The 22,006-nt window shown below is 41.7% G+C and carries 18 protein-coding genes; 8 read left to right on the top strand and 10 right to left on the bottom strand.

Annotated features, from left to right (window positions below):
• Nucleotides 1-58 precede the first annotated feature (58 nt).
• A complete protein-coding gene (locus NCWK1_RS02050) occupies nucleotides 59-1,369 on the top strand; it encodes a tetratricopeptide repeat protein (RefSeq protein ID WP_103123531.1) in 1,311 nt (436 codons plus the stop codon).
• 36 nt (nucleotides 1,370-1,405) lie between these two features.
• Nucleotides 1,406-1,897 carry a DUF1499 domain-containing protein gene (locus NCWK1_RS02045; protein WP_103123530.1) on the top strand — a complete coding sequence of 164 codons (492 nt, stop codon included), beginning with the start codon at nucleotides 1,406-1,408 and terminating at the stop codon, nucleotides 1,895-1,897.
• Between the two features lie 17 nt (nucleotides 1,898-1,914).
• On the opposite strand, the gene NCWK1_RS02040 is transcribed toward NCWK1_RS02045, so the two are convergent.
• Nucleotides 1,915-2,727 (bottom strand): phosphate/phosphite/phosphonate ABC transporter substrate-binding protein, encoded by an 813-nt coding sequence (locus NCWK1_RS02040; RefSeq protein ID WP_103123529.1) that lies wholly within the window; start codon nucleotides 2,725-2,727, stop codon nucleotides 1,915-1,917.
• Nucleotides 2,724-2,987: a hypothetical protein gene (locus NCWK1_RS02035; RefSeq protein WP_187308025.1), complete on the bottom strand. Its 264-nt coding sequence runs from the start codon at nucleotides 2,985-2,987 to the stop codon at nucleotides 2,724-2,726. The genes NCWK1_RS02040 and NCWK1_RS02035 overlap by 4 nt, the downstream gene beginning before the upstream one ends.
• Before the next feature lie 189 nt (nucleotides 2,988-3,176).
• Between NCWK1_RS02035 and NCWK1_RS02030 the strand changes: the two genes are divergently transcribed.
• From NCWK1_RS02030 to NCWK1_RS02020, 3 genes are all read left to right on the top strand, one after another.
• Nucleotides 3,177-3,809, top strand: coding sequence for a bifunctional 4-hydroxy-2-oxoglutarate aldolase/2-dehydro-3-deoxy-phosphogluconate aldolase (locus NCWK1_RS02030; protein WP_103123559.1), 633 nt, complete (start codon nucleotides 3,177-3,179; stop codon nucleotides 3,807-3,809).
• Between the two features lie 83 nt (nucleotides 3,810-3,892).
• Nucleotides 3,893-4,405: a L,D-transpeptidase gene (locus NCWK1_RS02025; RefSeq protein WP_103123528.1), complete on the top strand. Its 513-nt coding sequence runs from the start codon at nucleotides 3,893-3,895 to the stop codon at nucleotides 4,403-4,405.
• Nucleotides 4,406-4,908: 503 nt separating this feature from the next.
• Nucleotides 4,909-5,445 carry a L,D-transpeptidase gene (locus NCWK1_RS02020; RefSeq protein WP_103123527.1) on the top strand — a complete coding sequence of 179 codons (537 nt, stop codon included), beginning with the start codon at nucleotides 4,909-4,911 and terminating at the stop codon, nucleotides 5,443-5,445.
• Nucleotides 5,446-5,577: 132 nt separating this feature from the next.
• Here the strand turns inward: NCWK1_RS02020 and NCWK1_RS02015 are convergent, their stop codons facing one another.
• From NCWK1_RS02015 to NCWK1_RS02000, 4 genes are all read right to left on the bottom strand, one after another.
• A complete protein-coding gene (locus NCWK1_RS02015) occupies nucleotides 5,578-7,095 on the bottom strand; it encodes a trehalase family glycosidase (RefSeq protein ID WP_103123526.1) in 1,518 nt (505 codons plus the stop codon).
• Between the two features lie 89 nt (nucleotides 7,096-7,184).
• A complete protein-coding gene (gene treY / locus NCWK1_RS02010; RefSeq protein WP_103123525.1) occupies nucleotides 7,185-9,950 on the bottom strand; it encodes a malto-oligosyltrehalose synthase in 2,766 nt (921 codons plus the stop codon).
• A gap of 88 nt (nucleotides 9,951-10,038) precedes the next feature.
• Nucleotides 10,039-11,856, bottom strand: coding sequence for a malto-oligosyltrehalose trehalohydrolase (gene treZ, locus NCWK1_RS02005; protein WP_103123524.1), 1,818 nt, complete (start codon nucleotides 11,854-11,856; stop codon nucleotides 10,039-10,041).
• A 388-nt stretch (nucleotides 11,857-12,244) separates the two neighbouring features.
• Nucleotides 12,245-13,999, bottom strand: a complete 1,755-nt coding sequence (locus NCWK1_RS02000) for an Rqc2 family fibronectin-binding protein (RefSeq protein ID WP_103123523.1) — start codon at nucleotides 13,997-13,999, stop codon at nucleotides 12,245-12,247.
• A gap of 174 nt (nucleotides 14,000-14,173) precedes the next feature.
• Between NCWK1_RS02000 and NCWK1_RS01995 the strand changes: the two genes are divergently transcribed.
• A complete protein-coding gene (locus NCWK1_RS01995) occupies nucleotides 14,174-14,491 on the top strand; it encodes a hypothetical protein (protein ID WP_096581821.1) in 318 nt (105 codons plus the stop codon).
• Nucleotides 14,492-14,804: 313 nt separating this feature from the next.
• The gene (locus tag NCWK1_RS01990) at nucleotides 14,805-15,296 is read left to right on the top strand and encodes a hypothetical protein (RefSeq protein ID WP_096581823.1); all 492 of its coding nucleotides are present in this window, start codon (nucleotides 14,805-14,807) and stop codon (nucleotides 15,294-15,296) included.
• 110 nt (nucleotides 15,297-15,406) lie between these two features.
• On the opposite strand, the gene NCWK1_RS01985 is transcribed toward NCWK1_RS01990, so the two are convergent.
• The 4 genes from NCWK1_RS01985 to pilM form a co-directional block, all read right to left on the bottom strand.
• Nucleotides 15,407-17,794: a type IV pilus secretin family protein gene (locus NCWK1_RS01985; protein ID WP_096581825.1), complete on the bottom strand. Its 2,388-nt coding sequence runs from the start codon at nucleotides 17,792-17,794 to the stop codon at nucleotides 15,407-15,409.
• Between the two features lie 109 nt (nucleotides 17,795-17,903).
• Entirely contained in the window at nucleotides 17,904-18,668 is a 765-nt protein-coding gene (locus tag NCWK1_RS01980; protein WP_103123521.1) for a type IV pilus inner membrane component PilO, read from the bottom strand.
• Nucleotides 18,665-19,429, bottom strand: coding sequence for a PilN domain-containing protein (locus tag NCWK1_RS01975; protein WP_103123520.1), 765 nt, complete (start codon nucleotides 19,427-19,429; stop codon nucleotides 18,665-18,667). The genes NCWK1_RS01980 and NCWK1_RS01975 overlap by 4 nt, the downstream gene beginning before the upstream one ends.
• A gap of 4 nt (nucleotides 19,430-19,433) precedes the next feature.
• On the bottom strand, nucleotides 19,434-20,540 hold the full coding sequence (pilM, locus tag NCWK1_RS01970; RefSeq protein ID WP_096581832.1) for a type IV pilus assembly protein PilM: 1,107 nt from the start codon (nucleotides 20,538-20,540) through the stop codon (nucleotides 19,434-19,436).
• A 140-nt stretch (nucleotides 20,541-20,680) separates the two neighbouring features.
• On the opposite strand from pilM, the gene NCWK1_RS01965 reads away from it, so the two are divergent.
• The gene (locus NCWK1_RS01965; RefSeq protein WP_103123519.1) at nucleotides 20,681-21,979 is read left to right on the top strand and encodes an ABC transporter substrate-binding protein; all 1,299 of its coding nucleotides are present in this window, start codon (nucleotides 20,681-20,683) and stop codon (nucleotides 21,977-21,979) included.
• The last annotated feature ends 27 nt before the right edge of the window (nucleotides 21,980-22,006 follow it).

Raw genomic sequence — 22,006 nt, 5'->3', positions numbered from 1 at the left:
AGTTTGGCGGGTGGACAAGCGTTTGACCCGTTGCTAACCGTACAGCCAGGAATAAACAATGCTAAAAGACGCGCAAGGACTTGAAGTAACAACCGATTCACCAGCAGCGATCGCAGCCATCAACCAGTTTATGGAACAATCCCTCAGTTATGGCAAAGATATTGAAGCTGTGATTCTTGAAGGTGTGAAAGCAGATCCAGGTTGTGCAATGGTTTATGCCTATACAGCGGCCTATTATCTAACGCAAGAAAATGCTCAGGCGTGGAAGCAAGCTAGACCTTATTTGCAAGCGGCTCAATGCCATTTAGTCGGAATCACAAAACGAGAACGATTGTATATTCAAGCGATCGCCGCTTGGGCGATGGGAGCGATGGATCAGGCGATCGCCTTACACGAAGAATTAGCCGCAAATTATCCGCGTGATTTAATTTCGGTACAGCAGGGACAATATCACTACTTCTATTTAGGCGATAAAGAAAGATTACTCAAAATTGCCCAAAACATTCTAATTGCTAATCCAGAAAATCATTATTTATACGGTATGGTGGCCTTTGGTTTAGAACAATGCCATCAACTAGAACAAGCCGAAGCAATGGGTCGAAAAGCAACCGCTATCAATCGCCATGACCCTTGGGCGCATCATGCAGTTGCCCACGTTATGGAAACTCAAGGCAGAGTAGATGAGGGTATCGCTTGGATGGAAAGCCTGGCTGATACTTGGGAAAACTGCAACTCTATGTTGTACACACACAATTGGTGGCATATAGCGCTTTATTACCTAGAGCGAGGTGATATGCAGAAGGTATTAGCTATATACGATACTCATGTGTGGGGTCGGGCGACTAAAGAATCTCCCAAAGATCAGGTAGGAGCGATCGCATTGTTGTTAAGGCTAGAGTTGCGCGGAGTTAATGTTGGTAATCGCTGGCAAGATTTAAGTACTTATTTGTTGCCGCGGATTGATGAACATGCTTTACCCTTTCAAGATTTGCACTATATCTATGCCTTAGCCAGAGCTAGACGATTTGACTGGGTAAACGAGATGTATTTGAGTATGCAAAAACATTCTCAGAGCATTAATCCATACTTGCGTCAGAACTGGTTAAAAGTCGCAATTCCGGCAGCCAGAGGGATGATTGCCCATGCAAAAGGTGAGTATTCCATCGCTAAATCTGAATTAAAAATCGTCTTACCACTACTGCATCGAATAGGTGGTAGTCATGCTCAACGAGTCTTATTTGAGCAGATATATCGAGATGCAATTTGGCATAGTGAAAAACAAACTCAGGTTTATGCCATTGCTACTGCAAAAGAAAAGGTAACTACTTCACAACAACTCGTAGCAGGTATCCTCAATGACCGACAATAATTGAGTAATATTTCCAGCTTGAGGCCTAGATTGATCATGATTCATTCGCTCACAGCAATCGCCCAACGACATCTGTTGAAGATTACGTTTGTAATATTGATCACCATAGCTAGTAGTTTTATTTTACCTGCGGCTACTTGGGCAGACTCTTCTAACTTGGGAGTTGATCATGGTCATCTAACTTCTTGTCCGAATTCCCCAAACTGCGTTGTTAGTCAAGACGCTGATGCCGAACATAGCATTGACGCGATCGCTTATCATGTAGACCGCGAGACAGCACGAGCCACCTTACTCAAAGTTCTCACTGTTGTTCCGCGTACAGAGGTGATAGAACAGACAGATAATTACATTCATGCTCTTTCTAAAAGCCGGATATTTAAATTTATTGATGATGTAGAGTTTTATTTTCCTACTGATGAGTCAGTGATTCATATCCGTTCTGCATCTCGCGTTGGACAGTCTGATCTTGGTGTGAACCGCAGACGTTTAGAGCAAATTCGTTTAGCTCTGCGTGATTTAAATATTTAGTATATTACTAGCGATCGCTAACCAATTACCTCATAACCTGCCTGAATTGCAGTATTGTAAATTTTTGCGATCGCTTGATAATCTGACCAATCCACAGATGCGAAACGCTTCACGCCAACTTTTTTCATTGCGATTTGGAGTTCTGCATCTGGTTGAAGTAACGCCGCTTGCACCTGCTGAACCAAAAATTGATCTAAATGTTGAGCAGCGACTAAAGGCGGCATCGGACATGGGCCGATAGATTCTACTACTCGTATATGCTGTGATAAATCGGGACAATCTCGTAGTTCTTGCTCCAAGACTACACTATCAATACCTGCACAATCCGCCAGTCCATCAATTACCCAACGAATTGAACGCTGATGAAACCCCGATTGTATTGTCTGTCCAAAAAAGTTTTTTGGGTGTTTGTCTTGTAATAACCGATGTCGCAGTAAATTATAGCCACTATTAGAGCCAGGGTCGTTGTAACACAGGATTTTACCAGCTAAATCTGCAAAGCTGTATAAATGGCTGTTTGTATTGACAATCACATCCGTAAAGTAAACCGGACGATTTTGATAGCGTGGTGCTTCCATAACTGGCGCAACTACAGGTTGTAACCTATTTGCTACCACTTGACCGTATCTGACCAAAGGTAAGCCACAAATAAATGCTAGGTCTAGCTGGTCTGTTAATAGTATTGGGTCTGCGAGTGGGTCATATTGACTTGCTTGTAGTTGGGTTTCTACTGCCAAAATCCGACCTAGATAAGCCACAATAGCTTCGTAAAACCAGAACCAATTAGGCGCTAAGTAAGATACAACCCGCAGCTTTGTTCGTTCACTCACTTACTACTCTCCATATCCAATTCATCTTGCGGTGTGGTAAATATCAGCAGGTGGCGATAAGACCAATAAATACTGAGGAAAATTAGACTCATTAAGGTTAAAAACATAATGCTGAAAACTATTCCGTAGCTTTTAGTGTGCCACCACAAACGCCGGATAAATACTGCTCCCAACTGCGCTGGCTGCCAGATTTGATGAATATTTTGAGAATTATTTAAGCTGATAGTCAAGGATGCTGTGTTTTGCTGTGCAATTGCCATTTTTACTACCTTTTACGGCTAGATATTAAATACGGTATTTCGATAGAGTTAGTGATGTATATTAAATATCGCATAGCTTGAGGCAACAAGCAAGTTTTCAGCAGAGTATTTACCTTGTCCCGTTTCCTCTAGATGATGTGTCACGCTGGTAGTGAAGAATTTAATGCCTTATTTCAAGTCCCAGCGAGAATGTCTAATCAAGATTGGTTATCAAAGTTGCGAAAAAACAGAGCGATCGCCGTTATCCGTGCATCAAAAATAGAATTAGGAGAGCAGATGGCAATGGCGGTAGCATCTGGGGGAATGCAGCTAATAGAGATTACCTGGAATAGCGATCGCGCCGCAGAATTGATCGCTAAACTCCGCATGAAATTACCTGATTGTCTGATTGGTACAGGTACATTGTTCAACGTGCAGCAGTTACAAGATGCGATCGCCTCTGGAGCGCAATTTTTATTTTCCCCTCATATTGATTTAGAAATGATTGCAGCCGCCGTGACAAAAGAAGTGCCGATCATTCCTGGGGCGCTGACTCCTACAGAAATTGTGACTGCTTGGCAACAAGGCGCTAGTTGCGTGAAGGTGTTTCCTGTGCAAGCCTTGGGAGGAGCCAGTTATATTAAAAGTTTACAAGCTCCATTGGGTCATATTCCTTTAATTCCTACAGGTGGCGTGACTTTAAAAAATGCCCCAGAATTTATCCAAGCGGGGGCTGTGGCGGTGGGCTTGAGTAGTGAATTATTTCCGAAAAAGTTGGTGATTGCAGAAAATTGGCAAGCGATCGCTCAACATGCTAGTAACCTAATACAGAATTTAGCGTAGCAAAATACACACTTACTGAATTTTTAGGCTACAAAGTAAAAAGGAAAAAATTCTTAAGACTCCCTCTTGCAACTGCATACATCATGAAAAGTCTGATTAATTCTCACCCCATCTGCCACTTCAAAAAAATGGTTATAGGTGCGGCAATATGTTTGAGCGTGATTGGGATTAGCACAAATACAGTCACAGCTAGTGGCAAAAACGAGACAGTTAAACAAACAATCCAAACTCTGCAAAAATCAGACCAACGTTGGATTCAAATTAACCTGTCAACCCAAAGATTAACCGCATGGGAAGGAAAAAAACCTGTTTATGCAGTTACTATTTCCACTGGTAAACAATCTACTCCCACGAGGATAGGTAGCTTTAAGATTCAATCTAAGCATAAATCAACCCGAATGCGCGGCAGAGACTATGACGTTCCCAACGTTCCCTATGCAATGTTTTACCAAGGTAACTACGGAATTCACGGAGCCTACTGGCATAAAAAATTCGGCACACCAGTAAGTCACGGTTGCATCAACGTCGCGCCTAACCATGCTAAATGGCTATTCAATTGGGCATCTTTAGGAACACCTGTGGTCATCCACAAGTAAGCAGACAAATCACAGCAAATCAAGACATTACTGATTCCGGCTCCGGAATCGCCACAACTTAACTTGAAGTAAGAAATAGAAGACTAGAGTACTCTAGTCAGCCCATATATTTTTGCGTAAGTCCTGTGTAAAACTACAAGTGCAAATATCAAATTCAGTAGTTTGCACTTTTTCAACTCCAAATGTGAAATAAATCGCCGTCAACACTCAAACCAAGGTTCGAGAGTTTTGAGCAGTGGGAGGAAAAATCAACTCTAGGTACGAAGGTATAGAAATGTAGGGGTATAAGTGAGGAAAAACCTGACATTCTTACTTCTTTCGACCTAGTTAAAAGATCCAACCTTGGTACGTAGCTGCTGTATTAGTCTCGCCTGATACTGGTATTGGTGTATTGGCGGAACATCCGCGTAGATATTCCATAAACAACTAGGAATTGTTTTGGCAATTTGTCACGTTTATGAAAACTACAACATATTTTTCGCGTTGTTAGAAGGTGATGCAGAATGCGAACCCAAACTAGTAATGTTGGAATTCGTCGCTCAGGAAATTTTTGTACAGGTGTAGCGCTGCTGTTAGCAACTTTTTTCTCCTCGGCGCTACCAACAGCTGATCCCAATTCTGTGATAGCTACAGCCGCGTCGCTCAATAACAACAGCATCCAAATATCTGACAGTAGACAAGTATCCCAACCTCGCCGGATTGAAATTGATTTATCCCAGCAACGCTTACGTGCATGGGATGGCGAAAAGCTGGTTTACAACTTTCCTGTATCTACAGGTAAACGCGCTACTCCTACACCCGTTGGTAGGTTTCATATTCAGTCGAAGTATCGCACTAATAGAATGCGGGGTAGCGGCTACGACATTCCTGATGTTCCTTATGCAATGTATTTCTATGAAGGCTATGCGATTCATGGTGCTTATTGGCATAACCGTTTTGGCACTCCAGTCAGCCACGGTTGTGTGAATTTGCCAGTGAAGCAGGCGCGAAAATTGTACAACTGGACGAAGCCAGGGACTTTAGTAGTGGTAAAACGCTAAAGCTGAATTTTGATGATTTGATTGAGGATAGGCTGTTGGCTTATCCTCAATTACTTTTTTATTGGATTTATCACTTACACAAAGAATCTCTCAAACTTCTTTTCTCGGTGATCTCTGCACCTCTGCCGTTGATTAATCCTTTAAGTCCAATGATTGCAGCGCCAAAAGTTCTAAAATAACTCCATTAGTCCAACCAAAACCTATTTCATTAGAACTGTAACCAAAGCAAATCTCGTCAGAAACTTGAGCAGAACATCGCTCAACGTCATATTTTTCCACGAAAAAACCACATCGGGTAAATTCTTTAATCGCCATAGTTAAAAACTTATCAGCAATATCATGACCCTCTGCATCATATCCATAACGGCAAAGTCCTTGGACAGCAATCAATGTTAGTGGCCCCCAACCAAAAGGCGCATCCCATTGATTTCCGGTAACACGGGTACTGGTGAAAATTCCTCCTGGTGCAGTAAATAAACTCAGATTTTGGACAATTCGTTGAGCTTGTGCAGGAGAAGCCAGTCCTGTCCATAGAGGATAGAAGGTAGTAGCAAACTCATAATGACGACGTTGGTTACTGTAGAAGTGATAGTCTAAGTACAGTCCTTGGTCTTCATCCCAAAGGTATTGATCGATACGCTCACGACGGAGACTCGCGCGATCGCTCCATTGTTTTCCAAGTTCAGGATTCCCCAAAATTTCGTAAATTTGCGCCAAGTCTTGTTCCATTTGATAAAGCAGACTGTTTAAACACACTGGCGCATAATGAATGATATCCACACTAAAAGGGCCAAAGCGGTTGGTGATATCAAACCCAGACTCGCGCATAGAGCGATCGCCTTTGTAAAATAAGTCTGTGAGTTCGTCTGTTTCGCGGTTATAAAACAGACTCACATCATAGTCATCAATTTCAAATTGTTGATAATATTCCTTGACGCGTTCATAGTGGCTACGTCCGGCTTCATCCAGTTCCGAAAACAAAACTTCTGGTGCTGCTCCTTCGCCTAAAGCATAGTATCTCGATAAGCCTGTTGCCGAATTGAGGTGGGGCGGGACTACCCAGTAGTAATAAAATTGTTCTAATAATGGCAGGGTTGATTTTAACCATGCTTGGTCTTGGGTGTGTTGGAACAATGCCAGCACCATCATACTCAGGACGGGGGGTTGCGATCGCGTCAGCATATAGGTACGGTTGGCATTGAGGATAGTGCCGTAATGCTGGACTTGATAAAGTAATTGATCAACTTGACTTTGGGCTAGTTCCCATTCTTCATCCCGCAGTAAACCGAGCAGAATAAAATAGCTATCCCAGCCATACATTTCATTAAAACGCCCGCCAGGAACAACATAAGCGCCAGGGAGATATAACAACCCGTGTTCTTCGATGGCTTCGACTTCGCTGGGTAAGGTGCGAATTTCTATTTGCTGCATTTCTTTAGCAGATAGCGATCGCTCTAATACAGACTTGACTGTATTACAGTCTTCTTGAGGGGAGATGTAAACTAGCCACGGGGTGTTGGGTTTGTGTTCTAGTTTGGTGTCTTGGGCTGATTCTAATAAATGTTGGTGGGAACGGGTGAGGGTTTTCCAGGTTTGTTTGATGTAGGTACGGACGGCGGTTATTGGTGGGCTGGTAAGTTTTTGGGTCATGTTTTTTAACGCAAAGGTACGCAAAGGTTGGCGCGGAGGTGCGCGGAGAGGGTGAAAGAGAGATTTTCTGATTACGTTGGTTGTATAAGTTATTCAGCAATTAATAGGGCTACGGGGAGATGGGAGAGGGCGGTGGCGATGGGTAGAGTGTTTTCGGTTTTTAGGGTTTGCTGGGTGAGGAGGTTTTGCCAAGTTTTGGCGGGGAGTTTTAGATGTGTATCTTGCCAGATTGACTCACCTATTGGAAGTTGTCCGGGTTGGATGAGAGTTGTGAGGAAACGGGGGACAATGGCGATCGCTGTATGATTGTTATGTTGCCTGGCAAAGGCGATGATATGGTTGGCGTGGGTTCCGTGGACTTCTATTGGTTGATATTCGCCGTTTTGGAATAATGAGAGATATGTGATTCTGGCTGTGAGTACTTGTAGAGTTAAGAAAAGTTTGATTCTCCCGTCGGTTTTATTGGTTAGGAGTTCTGCAATTAAGCCCAAAATATCGGTTTTGATGTGCTTCTGGATGGTACTCAAGTAACCACGTCGTAATTCAAAATCTACGGGACGGCGGTTATCTGGATCAACTAAACTTAAATCCCAGAGTTCTGTTCCTTGGTAGAAGTCAGGGACACCAGGCGCAGTAATTTTGAGGAGAGTTTGAGAAAGGGAGTTAAATATGCCATATTCGGCAATTTTTTGTTGAAAAGGGCGGAAGTTTTCGAGAAATTGCGGTGATAAGTTGGGGTCAAGGATTTTCTGAATAAAAGTGGTACAAGCTGCTTCGTATTCATCATCAGGACGCAACCATGCGGTGTGAACTTTTGCTTCCCGGATGGCTTTAATCATATATTCTTGCACCCGTTCCACAAAAGAGGCTTGTTCGTGTTCCGCAAAAGGAAATGCGCCAACTAGGGTTTGATAGAGAAAATATTCATCGTTGCGATCAACAAGGCTACGATGTTGTTGATTGAGTTCACTCCATCTATTTACTTGTTGTTCCCATTCTTGGGGGATTTCTGACAACACATTTAACCTAGCTCTGACATCTTCGCCGCGCTTGGTATCATGGGTAGCGGTGGCGTTCATAGTGTGAGGCCAATTCGCTTGATGCTGTTGGTTAAAGTTATGAAATTGCTCGATAGTAATTCCAAAATGACTAGGATTTCCGCCGACTTCGTTGAGGGAAATTAGTCGGTTATAAACATATAAAGTAGTATCTTCAACACCTTTAGCCATGAGTGGGCCAGTATATTGCTGCATCCGCAAGACAAAATAAATCCACTGTTCTTTTTCTGTTTGGGTGAGAGACTCATCAAACTGCAACAGCATAACTTTTTCTAAAAAGTTCATTTCATGCTGTAACAGAGGTACTTGTTTTCTTGCTGTGTTAATTACTGTTTGAATGCAGGCTTTATCGCTATCTGGAATTGCATCGGGAGTGATATAAGTACGGTAGATGGGGAATAGCATCAGGACTTCGGCGATCGCTCGTTTCAATCCATTCAATGTAAAATCATTACCATAGCGATATTTACTGGCAATATTCTTCAGTAAGCTTGCTAAATTATCCACATCACCTGCTAAATTCTTTTCGAGAATTAGATGTTTTTTCTCTTGGACAAGTGATGAATAATTAAAGCGTGAACCGATAAATGAACTATATATCTTATCAAATAAGATTTCATTTTGAACTTGACAAAATACACCATTGACATAATTCAAAAAGTCATATCCTGATGTACCTTGAATCTGCCAATAATTCGGTAAATCTTCTGTGAGTTCTAAAATCTTCTCGACAGTGATATAAACATCACCCATTTTTTCCCGCAGTCTTTCTAAATACTGCGTAGGGTTATATAGCCCATCAATATGATCAATTCTTAACCCAGTAAATACGCCTTCTTCGACGAGCTTGTGAATTAAACTATGAGTATTGTTAAACACGCGCATTTCTTCAACTTTAACTGAGATGAGTTCGTTAACAGTAAAGAAACGGCGATAGTTCATTTCCTCTGCGCCAACTTTCCAGAAAGCAAGACGATAAAACTGGTCGTTGAGTAAATCATCTAGTAAGTTAAAACTTTCAGAATTACCTGGCTCTCCATTAAATATTTTCAGATTTTCTCTAACGAATTCTTGGATATCATCATTACTGCTGTAGAGTTCCCAAATCAAACCTTTAATAAAAGCAATTTGGTCTTGACGTTGCTTCCCCGCAACTTCCGAGGGAACACTTTTGAGAATATAGAGAATGCCTAAAAGTTTAATAAAATCAGGATGATTTCTGCCTAGTGTGCGCGTAAGTTTCCCTAAATTGTAAGTCAGAAATTTGCTGTAAGACTCCAAACGCAAAGGTAATTTTAAACTGTAATAGTTCACAGTTAAACCATGTTGCTCATATTGCAGTTGAATATCTCCCTTTTCCAGAGCTTCACCATAAAAATCTCCCAACAAAGGAGCAAGAATGCGCTCTTGACTATTAGCAAAAGGAGAATTCCAGCAAACATCAAAATAATCGGTATAGCTAGAATCTGCACCATGTTCTAACACATCCATTAAATATGGATTTTCGCTACTATAAGCATTATGATTCGGCACAATATCCTGTAGCCAACCCATTCCCAAAGATTGTAATTCCGCCACTAAAGCCTGAAAATCTTCCGTTGTTCCTAATTGCGGATTTAATTGCGTAGCGTCTACCACATCATAACCATGTGTACTACCAGTCCTCGCCTTAAAAATCGGCGAAGCATATAAATCAGAAATACCTAAATCTGATAAATAGGCTGCGATCGCTATAGCATCATCAAACCCAAACTGGGGTGTAAACTGAATCCTATAAGTTGCCTTGGGTATCCGCATAAAATTTCACTTAAATATAAATAAACTCAAAAAAAACTCCGCGCCCCTTCGCGCCTACCTCAGCGCACCTCTGCGTTAAAAAAACCTCTTAAACCTCATACAAAACCAAACTCATACCCTCTAACACAACCTCTTCCCCCACAGACAAATACTCCGCAGCCTCACAACCAGAGTCCAACAACTTCCGCGCACGTTGCTGAATAGGTAAACTCACCCCCACCGACGACGAATTAAAATTCATCGCCAATATCACTTCCTTCGATTCACACCAACGCCGCACCACAACTAATTTTTTGTCTTCATCACTAGTTGCTGCAATACTGTTGCGGTCATAGTTCAACAACGCCGGATGAGTTTTGCGTAAATGAATTAACTGGCGATACCAATCCCATAAAACCTTGTGCTGGCCTTCATGGTGCAATTCCCAATTCAATTTACATTGCAAAAAAGTCTCCGCCGATTCTGGGTCTGGTGGGTCTTCCTCATAGTGGAACGCTTCAAACTCTTGTTTGCGTCCAGCACGCACAGCTTGAATTAAATCGGGGTCAGAGTGGCTGACAAAATAGATAAAAGGTGCAGTTTCGCCATATTCTTCACCCATGAAAAGTAACGGTAAGTAAGGTGACAACAACACCGCACCAGCAGCTAACTTCAAACCACCAAAGGAAATTCGCTCAGATAAGCGTTCCCCCTTCATTTGATTTCCTATTTGGTCATGATTTTGAATACAGACTGAAAACTGAGATAATGGGCGATCGCTGCATGATATCCCATGAAAACGCTTACGGTGTGGCGCATACCGCCAATCATAGACAAAAGTATCTTGGTAAGCTTTAGCTAAATCGGCACATTTACCGAAGTCTTGATAATAACCTTGGCGATCGCCTGTTAACAATGTGTGCAATGCGTGGTGGAAATCATCACTCCACTGTGCATCAATTCCATATCCTCCCAATTCTGGCGGACGCACAATTTGCGGATTATTCAGGTCACTTTCCGCAATTAAAAAACGTTTCCATGTCTCCCCACGAGAGAAATTATGTACAACTTCCGCCAGTTCCCACAAAAAATGCTTTGCACCCAAATCATAAATTGCTTGAATTGCATCTAGGCGCAACCCATCTATGTGAAAGTCTCGCAACCAATACAAAGCATTTTCAATAAAATAATTGCGTACACCTTGGCTATGAGCATCATCAAAATTCATTGCGTTGCCCCAAGGTGTCTTATATGTTCTCGTAAAATAGGGCGCAAACTGACCCATATAATTACCTTCTGGGCCAAAGTGGTTATAAACCACATCTAACACCACAGCAATCCCATTGGCGTGACAAGCATTCACAAAGTGCTTTAAATCTGCTGGACTACCGTAGGAATTTTGTACTGCATAAAGATAAACGCCATCATACCCCCAGTTACGGTATGCCAAATCAGGCTGAATATGATCATCACCCGGAAATTGGGCAATGGGCATAATTTCAATCGCGTTAATTCCTAATTCCCGCAGTTCTGGTAAACGGGGAATAATTGCTGCGAAAGTTCCTTCCGGCGTGAATGTCCCTACATGAAGTTCATAGAAAATCATCGATTCCAAAGGAACACCAGCCCAAGTTGTATCTGTCCACTCAAACTCATGATCTATAACTTGAGAAGCCCCGTGAACACCCTGGGGTTGAAACTGCGAAGCTGGGTCAGCAAAAGCTTCTTGGTCATTTAATCTATATCGATAAAGTGTACCTGGATACACATCATTTACTTTTAACTGCCAGTATCCCTCTGTCTGCGGTTTCAGCGGAATTAACTGCGGCTCTGGCGTTAAAATTTCTACTGCAATACTGTTTAAAGTGGGAGACCAAACAGTAAACTCACACTCTCCGTTACCTAAGTAGTGAGCGCCAATTTTCACGCAGTATCCTCCCGTTCAATAATGTTTTGGATGAATGTTTGCTAACTGCAAATGTCATCAATTACACACTTTTTAGTCATTTTCCAGATAGCATCATGGTCTGTTTCTCAGTTATTTCACCAGTGCCAAAAGACAGATTTATTAGTAAGCATTTAAAAATAAAAAGACCAGCCTCCCACAGCTGGTCTATAAAATGTTTTTTCGCGTTGTCTTCTCAATAGAGTTAAAACCCGATTGCGCGTTCCCAAAAATGCAACGGGCAACTTTTCTTAACAATATTGTAACAGCCAACACAGTTTTTTCTTAAAAATTTACTAAAAAAAGATAAAACTACTTGGGCTTGGCTTCCATCTTTGAGAATATTTCAACAAACCAGAAGATAGAAGGGTTACGGTGATTGACCATTGACCATTGACCCTTGACTTTTGACTAACTGTGGCTTCCCCCAAAGAATACGCTCTTGTTTGTAAATTGCAATTCCCGGTTTGGCTCCTTTGGGTTTATAAACGTGTTTTGGCTGAGTATAAACTACTGGTACTTGGTCGCTTTGACGAGCGCGGCTGTAGTATGCGGCAAGGTTTGCAGCATATTGTAAATCAGTTGAGTCGGGAACAGTACCGGGTTCTAAACGCATGAGAAGATGGCTTCCGGGAATTTCTTGCGCGTGGAACCACAAGTCATAATCTCCCGCTACACGAAAAGTTAGTTGGTCATTTTGGCGATTATTTCGACCGATTAGGATTTCTCGTCCGTTAGGGGTGCGATAACGACGGAAGTTGGTGATAGCAGTTTCGTTAGCGTTGCGATTCCGATATTCTGGGTCTTCTAAATATTTTTGTCCAACTAGCTCATCGCGGATTTCTTCTAAAGCTTGCAAATCTTCGGCTGTTTCGTAGTTTTCGATTTGGGCGATCGCTGCTTCTACTTGCTCTAAATAATCAATCTCTGACTGTACTTCCAATAATAGCGGTTCTACTGCGGAACGAGCGCGTTTGAGTTTTTGGTGCTGCTTGTAAAAATATTGAGCATTCTGTACACCGTTTTTATCAGGCTGGAGGGCGATCGCTACTGGTTCACCTGTCTCAAAATCAGGTAGGGTGATTTCTTTCATTCCCGGTTCCCAATTTTGCAAATTAGCCATTAACAAATCTGCTTTTTGGCGATAATCATCAGCTTGATCTGATTGCTGCAACCGGATTGTAAAAGCTTGCTCTTTAACTTTTAGCTTTGTCAGAATATTTTGTAACTTCTGGGTCAGTTGATGGCGTAATTGGCTAAATACCTGTTGATTTAGTTGGTCAGTATAATACTTATTCAACAATGATTGAGTATCTTTAACTGGTGCAACTGCACCCCAACCCATTACCGTGTAACCCGTTGCTGTCCAAGCTGGTTGGAATTTATCTAAATCTAAAGCTTGTAACCATTCTTGCCAATGTTGAAATAGTTTTTGCCAATCTTCAGAGTTCAGTTGATCAGTTGTGGTTTCTGGTGCAATACTCGCCGCCAACAGCAGAGAATCTACCAGTGCTGCACTTAACCCGCTATAACTTTTGATTAGCTGACGCTTAATTGCACCAGGAACCAAGCTCACCCGTTCTTGCCAACGTCCTGGAGATTCGCTCAAACTGGGAACAGGCCCAGTCAGTTTAGGTGGAAATTCGTAAAGCTGTCCAGTTTGAATTGGTCGGACACTCGATTGCTGCTCACTAACTTGATGGGCGGCTGTAATGATGAAATTATTGGCATCAGTGAGAATGGCATTACTGTATTTGCCCATAATTTCCACATACAAGTGATACAGCGCAGATTCTCCCGGACGACGAGCAAATTGTAAATCAATCGCCCTCTCCCAAGGGGCGATCGCTTCAATACCGATTAAAGCCAAACCACCCAATTGGTGTACTAGTTGTTGGCTAAAAGTAAAAGTATCAGGCGATCGCGGCGGCGGATCACCAATACAAATTCTTGCAGCTTGGGGATGCCAAGAAATTTCCAGCCAACCCCGTTGTTTCAGGGTGCGTAATGCAATAGCAATAGTGTAGCGATCGCGCTGATAAACTTGTTCTAAACGCGATGGCAGCCAGTAAGCGCGTAGTTCGCTACAAGCAGATTTAAGGGTAGTAAAGTCAACTGGTTGCACAACAAAAAGTCCGATGCTCAGTATATGCTATCCTGTCTATAGGATTCCTACGGGATTTTTGTAAAAATTCCGTACAGCGGCCAAAGTTTTTCCTGTTCCCTGTTGCCTTCTGAGAAAATAATTTCAGGAACCAAATCAGATTGCTATAGCTCTGTTTGGCACAACACAAAAAAGATGAAATACTCCATATCCTCCCACCTCGTTATAGCGACCTTGGTCACTACAGGAGCATTGTCATTAATCACTCCAGTCAATGCTCAACAGATCCCTGAAACTGTAGCTAATGGAATATACCATCCTAGAGAATCCAGCTTTTTTAGAGAAGGAAGGGAAAAATTTGAAAGAGAAATCGGATTTTTGCAACAAAGTAGTAGTTATTCCCCAGAAAGCATTCTCAAAATTACTCCTGTAGAAACGCCTATCATCAAGCAGCCACCTCTCGAAAATCCTCGGAATTTACCAGATAACAAAGCTCTACACTCACATGAGTAACAGCATCATTTAGCTGGTATTTTATTAGCAACATCTAAAATATCTATGGTTTTTCTGAAAAAATATTGAGATAGCGATTCAATTTGATTTGTTACAATTTAAAAGATTTATATACCCGACTTCTTGAAGAAGTTGGGTATATTTTTGTCTACGAATGAGTCAATACATTTTTATAGCGGTTTTATAACCTTTAAATACAATCCTATATTCCTTGAGATACTAAAATAAAACCTCTAAGTTATCTATATTTGAATCATAACTTTGCTGCCCAAATCCAGCAAAACTGAACTATTGATTTCTAGGTGTTTCAAACATGAACTCGCTACATACAACGTTCGCCCAACATTTAAATTTTTCCCAAGCACAACTAGAATCGATATTGTCAAAATCGCTGAATGAAGTGCTTGTTTTACCTGAATTACAACAAGAATTAGCAGATTTAGATATTAGCTTGCTCAAGCAAACATTACCAACAGCCGGAGCAGTTCTAGCCCAAGAATTACCACCTTTTTACAACTGGCTAAAAAATGAGTTAGGCGTTAAACGTGTTCCCGCAAGCCCAGATCACGCAACAGCATGGGTAATTGGTTTTATCAACAATCAAGAAAGTTTAACTCACTTAGTTGAATTACACCGTCCAGTACCTCATCCGGCCTTAGAAACTTCAGTTCCCCGCCTGATCAGTTTATTTGATGGTGTAGAAGATGCACGAGTTAGAAAAGAATGGCAAAAGGCGATCGCAGCTTTATGCTTAGTTTTAGTAGTTGATGCTCGTGAACAAGATAGAATGTCTGTTGCAGCTTAAAACTGTTCCTGCATCCACTTAGTTTTGACTTCATAAACAAATAGATATCCGACTTTTTCAAGAAGTCGGATATCTTTGCTTTTCGTTGATATTATCGTTTTTCTAACAGCTTACCGTTTAGGCGCACTCAAACCACGACGCTCAAGAATTTGCCTTACTTCTGGGCTAGGAGTATAGTTATAGCCGTAAGAAGAGTTTTCCGAATCATCCATAACTTGAGGTGTGAGCAACACAATTACCTCATTACGCTGATTATTTTTGTTTGTTCTTCTAAACAGTGAACCAATCAGTGGTAGATCTCCCAAAATAGGAATTTTAGAAACAGTCACTCTGTCTTGGTCTTGAATAATCCCTGAAAGAATTAATGTCTGACCATCACGTAAACGAATCAACCCAGAATTTAGCGATCGCTCAGATACTAAAAATATACTTTGACTATTACCGCCAACATTAATCTCTGCTGAAGATTGAGGAGCCTTAACAACAGGAGCTACTGATAATGAAACAAAACCATTATCATCAATTCTGTCAACTTTAACAGCTAGTGTTAAACCCACACTTGTCTTCTCAGCAGTAACTGTTTGCACAGAAGTATTATCACCACGAGTTACTTCATTCTTAATATTGCCTACTACTTCTTGAGTTAGATTAACGTTAGCAGTCTGACCTTCTTGGACAATTAACGTTGGGTCTGTCAAAATCTTGGCATTACCACTTGTCACCTGAGCTTGCAAACTAGCAAGGAAGCGTTTAGGGAACTGGAACAGAGATGGTAGACTGTATGTATACTGGTCTGGAGTTCTAGTAGTTTGATTAGTATAACCAGTTGGTTGACCAGTCACTGGGTCAACAGATGTCGGTACAATTGCAGTTGAACTTGTTCCTTGTGTAAACGCTGTAAGGCCTGGTTGTAATGGATTAGAGCTTACGCCAGCACTGGGTGTTCCTCCATTAGGATTATTTGAATTGAGGAAAATATTTCCTCCTTGAAGTGGGTTACTAGTCACAGGCGCACCCCCAGTTACATTATTTGCAACTTCAGCACTAGTCGCTGGTCTAGAACCACCAAAATTCAAAGATGCAGCACCTCCATCATTCGTAAAGTAATTATTGCCAACACCAAATGAAAAACTGGTATTAGTGTTATGAGTATTTAAAAGGTTAACATCAACAATTTTGACGTTAACAGCTACTTGACGGCGACGAATATCAAGCTGTGTTAGTTGAGAAATTGCTATATCAATCTGTTTAGCAGGGCCAATCAAAGTTATAGAATTTGTCCGTTCATCACCTAATGCTTGTAACCCTCGTAATAAAGGTGTTGTGTATTTAGAATCATCAAGAGTGAGACGTTCAATTCTCGTTTCTGTAGTTGTCTGACTTTGAGTGACTGGGTTAGATCCAGCACCCACAGGCACAGCAGTAACATTAGTTACTTGCCTTTCTCTGGTGACTGCACTTTCAGCCCCCATCCCAACTAAAAAGTTCAACGCAACTCCCACGTTTACCTGATTTAGTCGCAAGCTACGCACAACAACATCACGAGTTGAATTAGGTAATTTAGTCCCAACAAAAACTGTACGACCATTGCGGTTAGCTTCTAAACCACTTAAACGCAAGACATAGTTAAACACATCTTGTACAGGCTCGTTCTCTATATCCAAAGAGATTGTTTGAGAGCCTGCGGCATTAGGAGCAGCACCTTGCTGGCCTCCAGCAGGATCGCCACTGATATAAGCCAAATTTAGATTAGCTGCACGAGCCAACAGTGATAAAACTTCCCGTACTGGTGCATCTCGCAGCACCAACCTAGGAACACGTTCTTGGGTTCCTAAATCAATCACACTCGGAGAAGCATCTGTGGCCGAAACCGCAATATCTCCTACTGGTGGGGCAACGGCTCTAGGCAAAAAAGGCGGAGCTTGGCTTGCTGGTTGACCAGGGCCAGCAGCTTGAGCAGGTCTGCCATCAATACTAATTTCTGGGTTAGGAACAAGAACATCTGGCTTTTGATTTGGTTGCACTGGCACAGGCACATTTGCAGATGGCACTGTCGATGTTGTTGGTGTTGGGACTGATGCGGTGGTTCCTGTTGATGGGGCAAAGCCGAGGGTGATTCTGTCATCTTTTCGCACTACTGGTTGGCTACCTGGTGCATCGTTGTCACCAGTGACTATCACCCGAATGCTATTAGCATCTAGTTGCAAAACTTCAACAGAAGCAATTCCCGATGCAGGTTTATCTTGACGGAAGTTACCCCTTTGTGGTAAACGTAGTTGAGCATTAATAATATCTGAAACTAAAGTTTTACCTCTTTTAGTCGTAAAAACTTGTGGGCGAGAACCTAAAGATGTTTTTAAAACAACGTTAATGCCGCCATCAACAGCATTTAACTTGACATCATTAACTTGCGTTATCTGCGCCCACCCTGGTTGTGCTGCCAAAAATGTCAAAGCAGCAGCACCCAACATTAATCTATTACCGTGAAGCTGTTTCACAGTTCATTCCTCACTTTATAAACATTTTTAAGCAACACTTGTTGAGACAAAGTACTCAGCACTCATAACTCAGTACTGGCTAAACGCCCCGCTACCGCTAACAGTACTATTATTTAGGCGGCGCTTTAGGCACGGCCGCAGCTAATTCTTCTGGCGTAAGTGGTATTAAAGCCTGTAATTGGAAAGATGTAGTAATTGGCGGAGGCCCTACTTGACGTATGACTTTGCCTGATTGGGTATTAGCTTGTACTGGAGCTAAGACTGACTGATAATCTCTAACTATTAACAAAGGCTGTAAACGCTCTATATTTCGCAGAATAGATTGAGTTTGCTCATAAGTGCCAACAAACTCGACATTTATGCTTATACGTTTCAGTTTGTTATCGACTGCTACACCCAAAGAGCCATCTGTAATCGGTTCTGCTTTATTAGTAGTTGGTGCAAACTTTTGGAGTTTGGCTTTAACAGCATTAGGTGGAACTTGAGCATTACCAGACTCAACCAATCGATTTAAATCTAGTAGCAACGTATCTAAAGTTTTTTCGTTAGAAAACAAGCCTAAAACCTGAATTTTTTGTTGTTTTGCATCAGCTAAGTCTTTTTTTACTTGGTCAATTTGTTTGAGGGTGGCTTTTTTCTGGTCAATTTGTCCTTGTAGTTCCCCACTTTTTGCTTGCTGCTGTTGATAGTTGTCCCATGCTGGCATCACCATGTTGAGCAGTATAAATAAAGCCCCAAACAGCCCCACTACTCCCGCGATTATGCCAATAATTTGGGGAGTGAAGCTAATACCAAACACTACGGGGTAGGGCGATGCACCTGAATCAAATTCCTCGCCCTGATCGGCGAAATTCAAATCTTCACTCAGCGTCATTTCGGGATGACTCCTGTTTGTTGCATAGTGCGAATTCGAGCTACTAGTCCTATCGTGCCTTTTTGTTCTAACTCCCTGACTAATTCGGAAGCTGGAACATCACTTAAACTCGATTGGATGGTGTATTTAACTATTTGCGGCGGTTTGATGGGAACTTTAGATGTATTTGTAGTTGGTGGTAGCGGTGCATCTATTAAGTTTGCAGTGGTAATTCTGCTGTCTGAAGCTTTCAAAAATTGAGACTGTTGCAGACTCAATAAGAAGTCATTGACATCGTTAAAAGACCGCGCTACTCCGGTGATTTCGATCCCACCAGCTGGATTACTGGGCGGTTGGCCTTCTGCGGCTGGCGTGGGTGGAATTTGTTTGACGTTCTCAATTTGTACTGCACCTGGAATGCGATCGCGCAAATCTTGTAACATTGCTGACCAAGGCCGAATTTGGTCAAATACAGTTACTAAACTTTGGGTTTCCCCTTTAACTGCATTCGTTTCTTCCTTGATTTTGTTAACATTTCCTATTTCTGTATCTAATTTAGTGACTTCTTGCTGTAGCTGTGCTATGTTCTGCTCTAGTTCACCATTTTTACTTTGCAGTATCCACCAACCAGCCCCTGCAAAAATAGGTAAACATAAGCCTAATCCAACTCCCAAAAAAATTGGTTTAGGATCTCCCGGTGGAAGTTTTCGACCCCCTTTTCTGTCACTTTTATTTTGATAAATCGGGCGGTCTTTGAGAAAGTTAACATCTAAACTGTACATTCTGTCATACCTCCCGCATTCCCAGCCCAAGTACAATCGCTAAACCAGAGCGTTGTAAAGCTGGATATTTTTGTTCGTCAACTTGCAAAGACAACGCCCCAACCGGATCTATTTGAGTCGTTGGCAAACTCAAGCGTTGTGTAAAGAACTCGTCTAGCTGTTGCAGTCCGCCACCTGGCCCAGCTAAAATAATCTGCGCTATCTCTAAATTTTCACTCTGATTCAAGTAAAAATCGATAGAACGGCGCAGTTCATCTGTGAGTTCTCCCAAAACTCTCATCATCGCTGCCATACCAGGGTTAATTCCTGTAACCCCAGTTTGCCCACCATCCATAGGAGTCGCAGGAATAGTCATTTCCTGTAAAAGTTCCATATCCCGTGAATTGGGTAAACTCATAGCCCTTGCTAAGGCTTCTTGCATTTGATAAGTGCCAATTGGCACAGTCCGTGAAAATTGTGGAACTCCATTCACGATGATGGCAATTTCTGTACTGTCAAACTCAATGTCAACCAGTACCGCCGCTTCCTGTGGGCCAAATTGCCGCAGTTGGTCACGGATTGTCCGAATCAGCGCAAAACTGTTAATCTCTAAAACATCGATTTGCAATCCTGCCTGCTCAAACGTACTCAGATATGTATCTGTCACTTCCTTGCGAGTAGCAACTAACAATACCTGTACTTTTTCAATGCCATCCTCATCTACAAAATACCCAAGTTTTTGATAATCTACATCAGCCTCCTCACGGGGATATGGTAAATACAAACCAGCCTCATGATTTAACACCATGTCACGTAATTCTTTGTCATCTAACTCAGCTGGCACTGGGATAAGACGTACGATAGAATCTCGTCCAGGTACACCGGTAGCAACACGAGAAGCCTTGATTTTACTTTCAGCCAAACCTTGCTGAATAATTTGCGCCATTGTTGGGGGGTCAGTAATTTGACCATCTGTCACCACACCTTCGGGAACTGGTAAAGATGTCAAAGATTCTAGTTTTAAACCTTGGCGCATCTTGCGTAACTGAACGATATTTACCCGTTCTGAAGCAAGTTCGATGCCAACCCCTTTATTAGATTTGCCAAACAGACTATTGAAGCTTTTCACCACAGTTCCGCCGGACTACTAAAATTGAAAATTTAAATTGTCAACGCAGTATATTGCGTCTTTACGGGTAATTGATTTAGCCTATAATCTCGTTAATTCTCCATAAGCTTTTCATTTCTATCAAGGGTGAAAATACTGGTAAAATGATTCGATTGCAAAAATTCAAACAACTAACAGCTTGGGCAATAATTGGTTTATTGACCAGTTGGATTGTTAGTTGCAGCACAGGTAACGTCGGCACAAGTCCAAAACAAGCGACAACGGAAGTAGCCAATATTGAGTTTTGGACTATGCAACTCCAACCTCAATTTACTGACTACTTTAAAACTTTGATTTCTAATTTTGAGTCACAAAATCCCGGTGTAAAAATTAACTGGGTTGATGTGCCTTGGTCTGCTATGGAGAACAAAATTTTAACAGCTGTCTCCGCAAAAACGCCACCTGATGTTGTTAACCTCAATCCAGATTTTGCATCCCAACTAGCAGGACGAAATGCTTGGTTAGACCTAGATACCACGATTCCCCAAGATGTGCGTTCTGCATATTTACCCAACATTTGGAAAGCCAGTACACTTAATGGCAAAAGTTTTGGAATTCCCTGGTATCTCACAACACGGCTAACTATTTATAACACTGAATTATTAAAACAGGCAGGTATCAGTAAACCACCGGCTACATACGCAGAATTAGCAGAGGTAGCACAACAAATTAAAAATAAAACTGGTAAATATGCCTTTTTTATCACTTTTGTACCGCAAGATTCCGGGGAAGTGATGGAGTCTTTGGTACAAATGGGTGTGACTTTAGTTGATGCTGAAGGTAAAGCAGCTTTTAATTCACCACAAGGTAAAGCTGCATTTCAATATTGGGTTGATTTGTACAAAAAAGGACTACTACCAAAAGAGGTACTAACCCAAGGTCATCGTCATGCTATTGATTTATATCAATCTGGTGAGACTGTATTTTTAGCTTCGGGGCCGGAATTTCTCAAAACAATAGCTAATAATGCCCCAAAAATTGCTCAAGCTTCCGCTATAGCACCACAAATTACTGGCGATACAGGTAAAAAAAATGTGGCGGTGATGAATGTAATTATTCCTCGTGCAACTAAACATCCTGATGCTGCTACTAAGTTTGCTTTATTTGTCACGAATGACGCAAATCAATTAGCTTTTGCTAAAGCTGCAAATGTTTTACCTTCGACTACTAAAGCACTATCTGATAGTTACTTTAAAGATATGCCAGCTAATGCTTCTACAGTGGAAAAAGCTAGAGTTATTAGTGCCACACAATTACAACAAGCTGAGGTTTTAACACCAAAACTAAAGGATTTCAAGAAATTGCAAAAAGCGATTTATGACAATTTACAAGCAGCTATGTTAGGGCAGAAAACTGTTGATAAAGCTGTTGAAGATGCAGCGCAACAGTGGAATAATCGGTAAGTTGGCAAGGTTCAGATACCCGATTTC

The sequence above is a fragment of the Nostoc cycadae WK-1 genome, assembly GCF_002897135.1.
In the GTDB taxonomy this organism is placed as follows: domain Bacteria; phylum Cyanobacteriota; class Cyanobacteriia; order Cyanobacteriales; family Nostocaceae; genus Nostoc_B.
This window is presented reverse-complemented; position numbering and strand designations above follow the sequence as displayed.

Excerpts from the sequence above, each read along its gene's own strand:
- NCWK1_RS02050 (WP_103123531.1), top strand. The coding sequence starts at position 59 with ATGCTAAAAGACGCGCAAGGACTTGAAGTAACAACCGATTCACCAGCA.
- NCWK1_RS02045 (WP_103123530.1), top strand. The coding sequence starts at position 1,406 with ATGATTCATTCGCTCACAGCAATCGCCCAACGACATCTGTTGAAGATT.
- NCWK1_RS02035 (WP_187308025.1), bottom strand. The coding sequence starts at position 2,987 with ATGGCAATTGCACAGCAAAACACAGCATCCTTGACTATCAGCTTAAAT.
- NCWK1_RS02030 (WP_103123559.1), top strand. The coding sequence starts at position 3,177 with ATGTCTAATCAAGATTGGTTATCAAAGTTGCGAAAAAACAGAGCGATC.
- NCWK1_RS02025 (WP_103123528.1), top strand. The coding sequence starts at position 3,893 with ATGAAAAGTCTGATTAATTCTCACCCCATCTGCCACTTCAAAAAAATG.
- NCWK1_RS02020 (WP_103123527.1), top strand. The coding sequence starts at position 4,909 with ATGCGAACCCAAACTAGTAATGTTGGAATTCGTCGCTCAGGAAATTTT.
- NCWK1_RS02015 (WP_103123526.1), bottom strand. The coding sequence starts at position 7,095 with ATGACCCAAAAACTTACCAGCCCACCAATAACCGCCGTCCGTACCTAC.
- treY (WP_103123525.1), bottom strand. The coding sequence starts at position 9,950 with ATGCGGATACCCAAGGCAACTTATAGGATTCAGTTTACACCCCAGTTT.
- NCWK1_RS01995 (WP_096581821.1), top strand. The coding sequence starts at position 14,174 with ATGAAATACTCCATATCCTCCCACCTCGTTATAGCGACCTTGGTCACT.
- NCWK1_RS01990 (WP_096581823.1), top strand. The coding sequence starts at position 14,805 with ATGAACTCGCTACATACAACGTTCGCCCAACATTTAAATTTTTCCCAA.
- NCWK1_RS01980 (WP_103123521.1), bottom strand. The coding sequence starts at position 18,668 with ATGACGCTGAGTGAAGATTTGAATTTCGCCGATCAGGGCGAGGAATTT.
- NCWK1_RS01975 (WP_103123520.1), bottom strand. The coding sequence starts at position 19,429 with ATGTACAGTTTAGATGTTAACTTTCTCAAAGACCGCCCGATTTATCAA.
- NCWK1_RS01965 (WP_103123519.1), top strand. The coding sequence starts at position 20,681 with ATGATTCGATTGCAAAAATTCAAACAACTAACAGCTTGGGCAATAATT.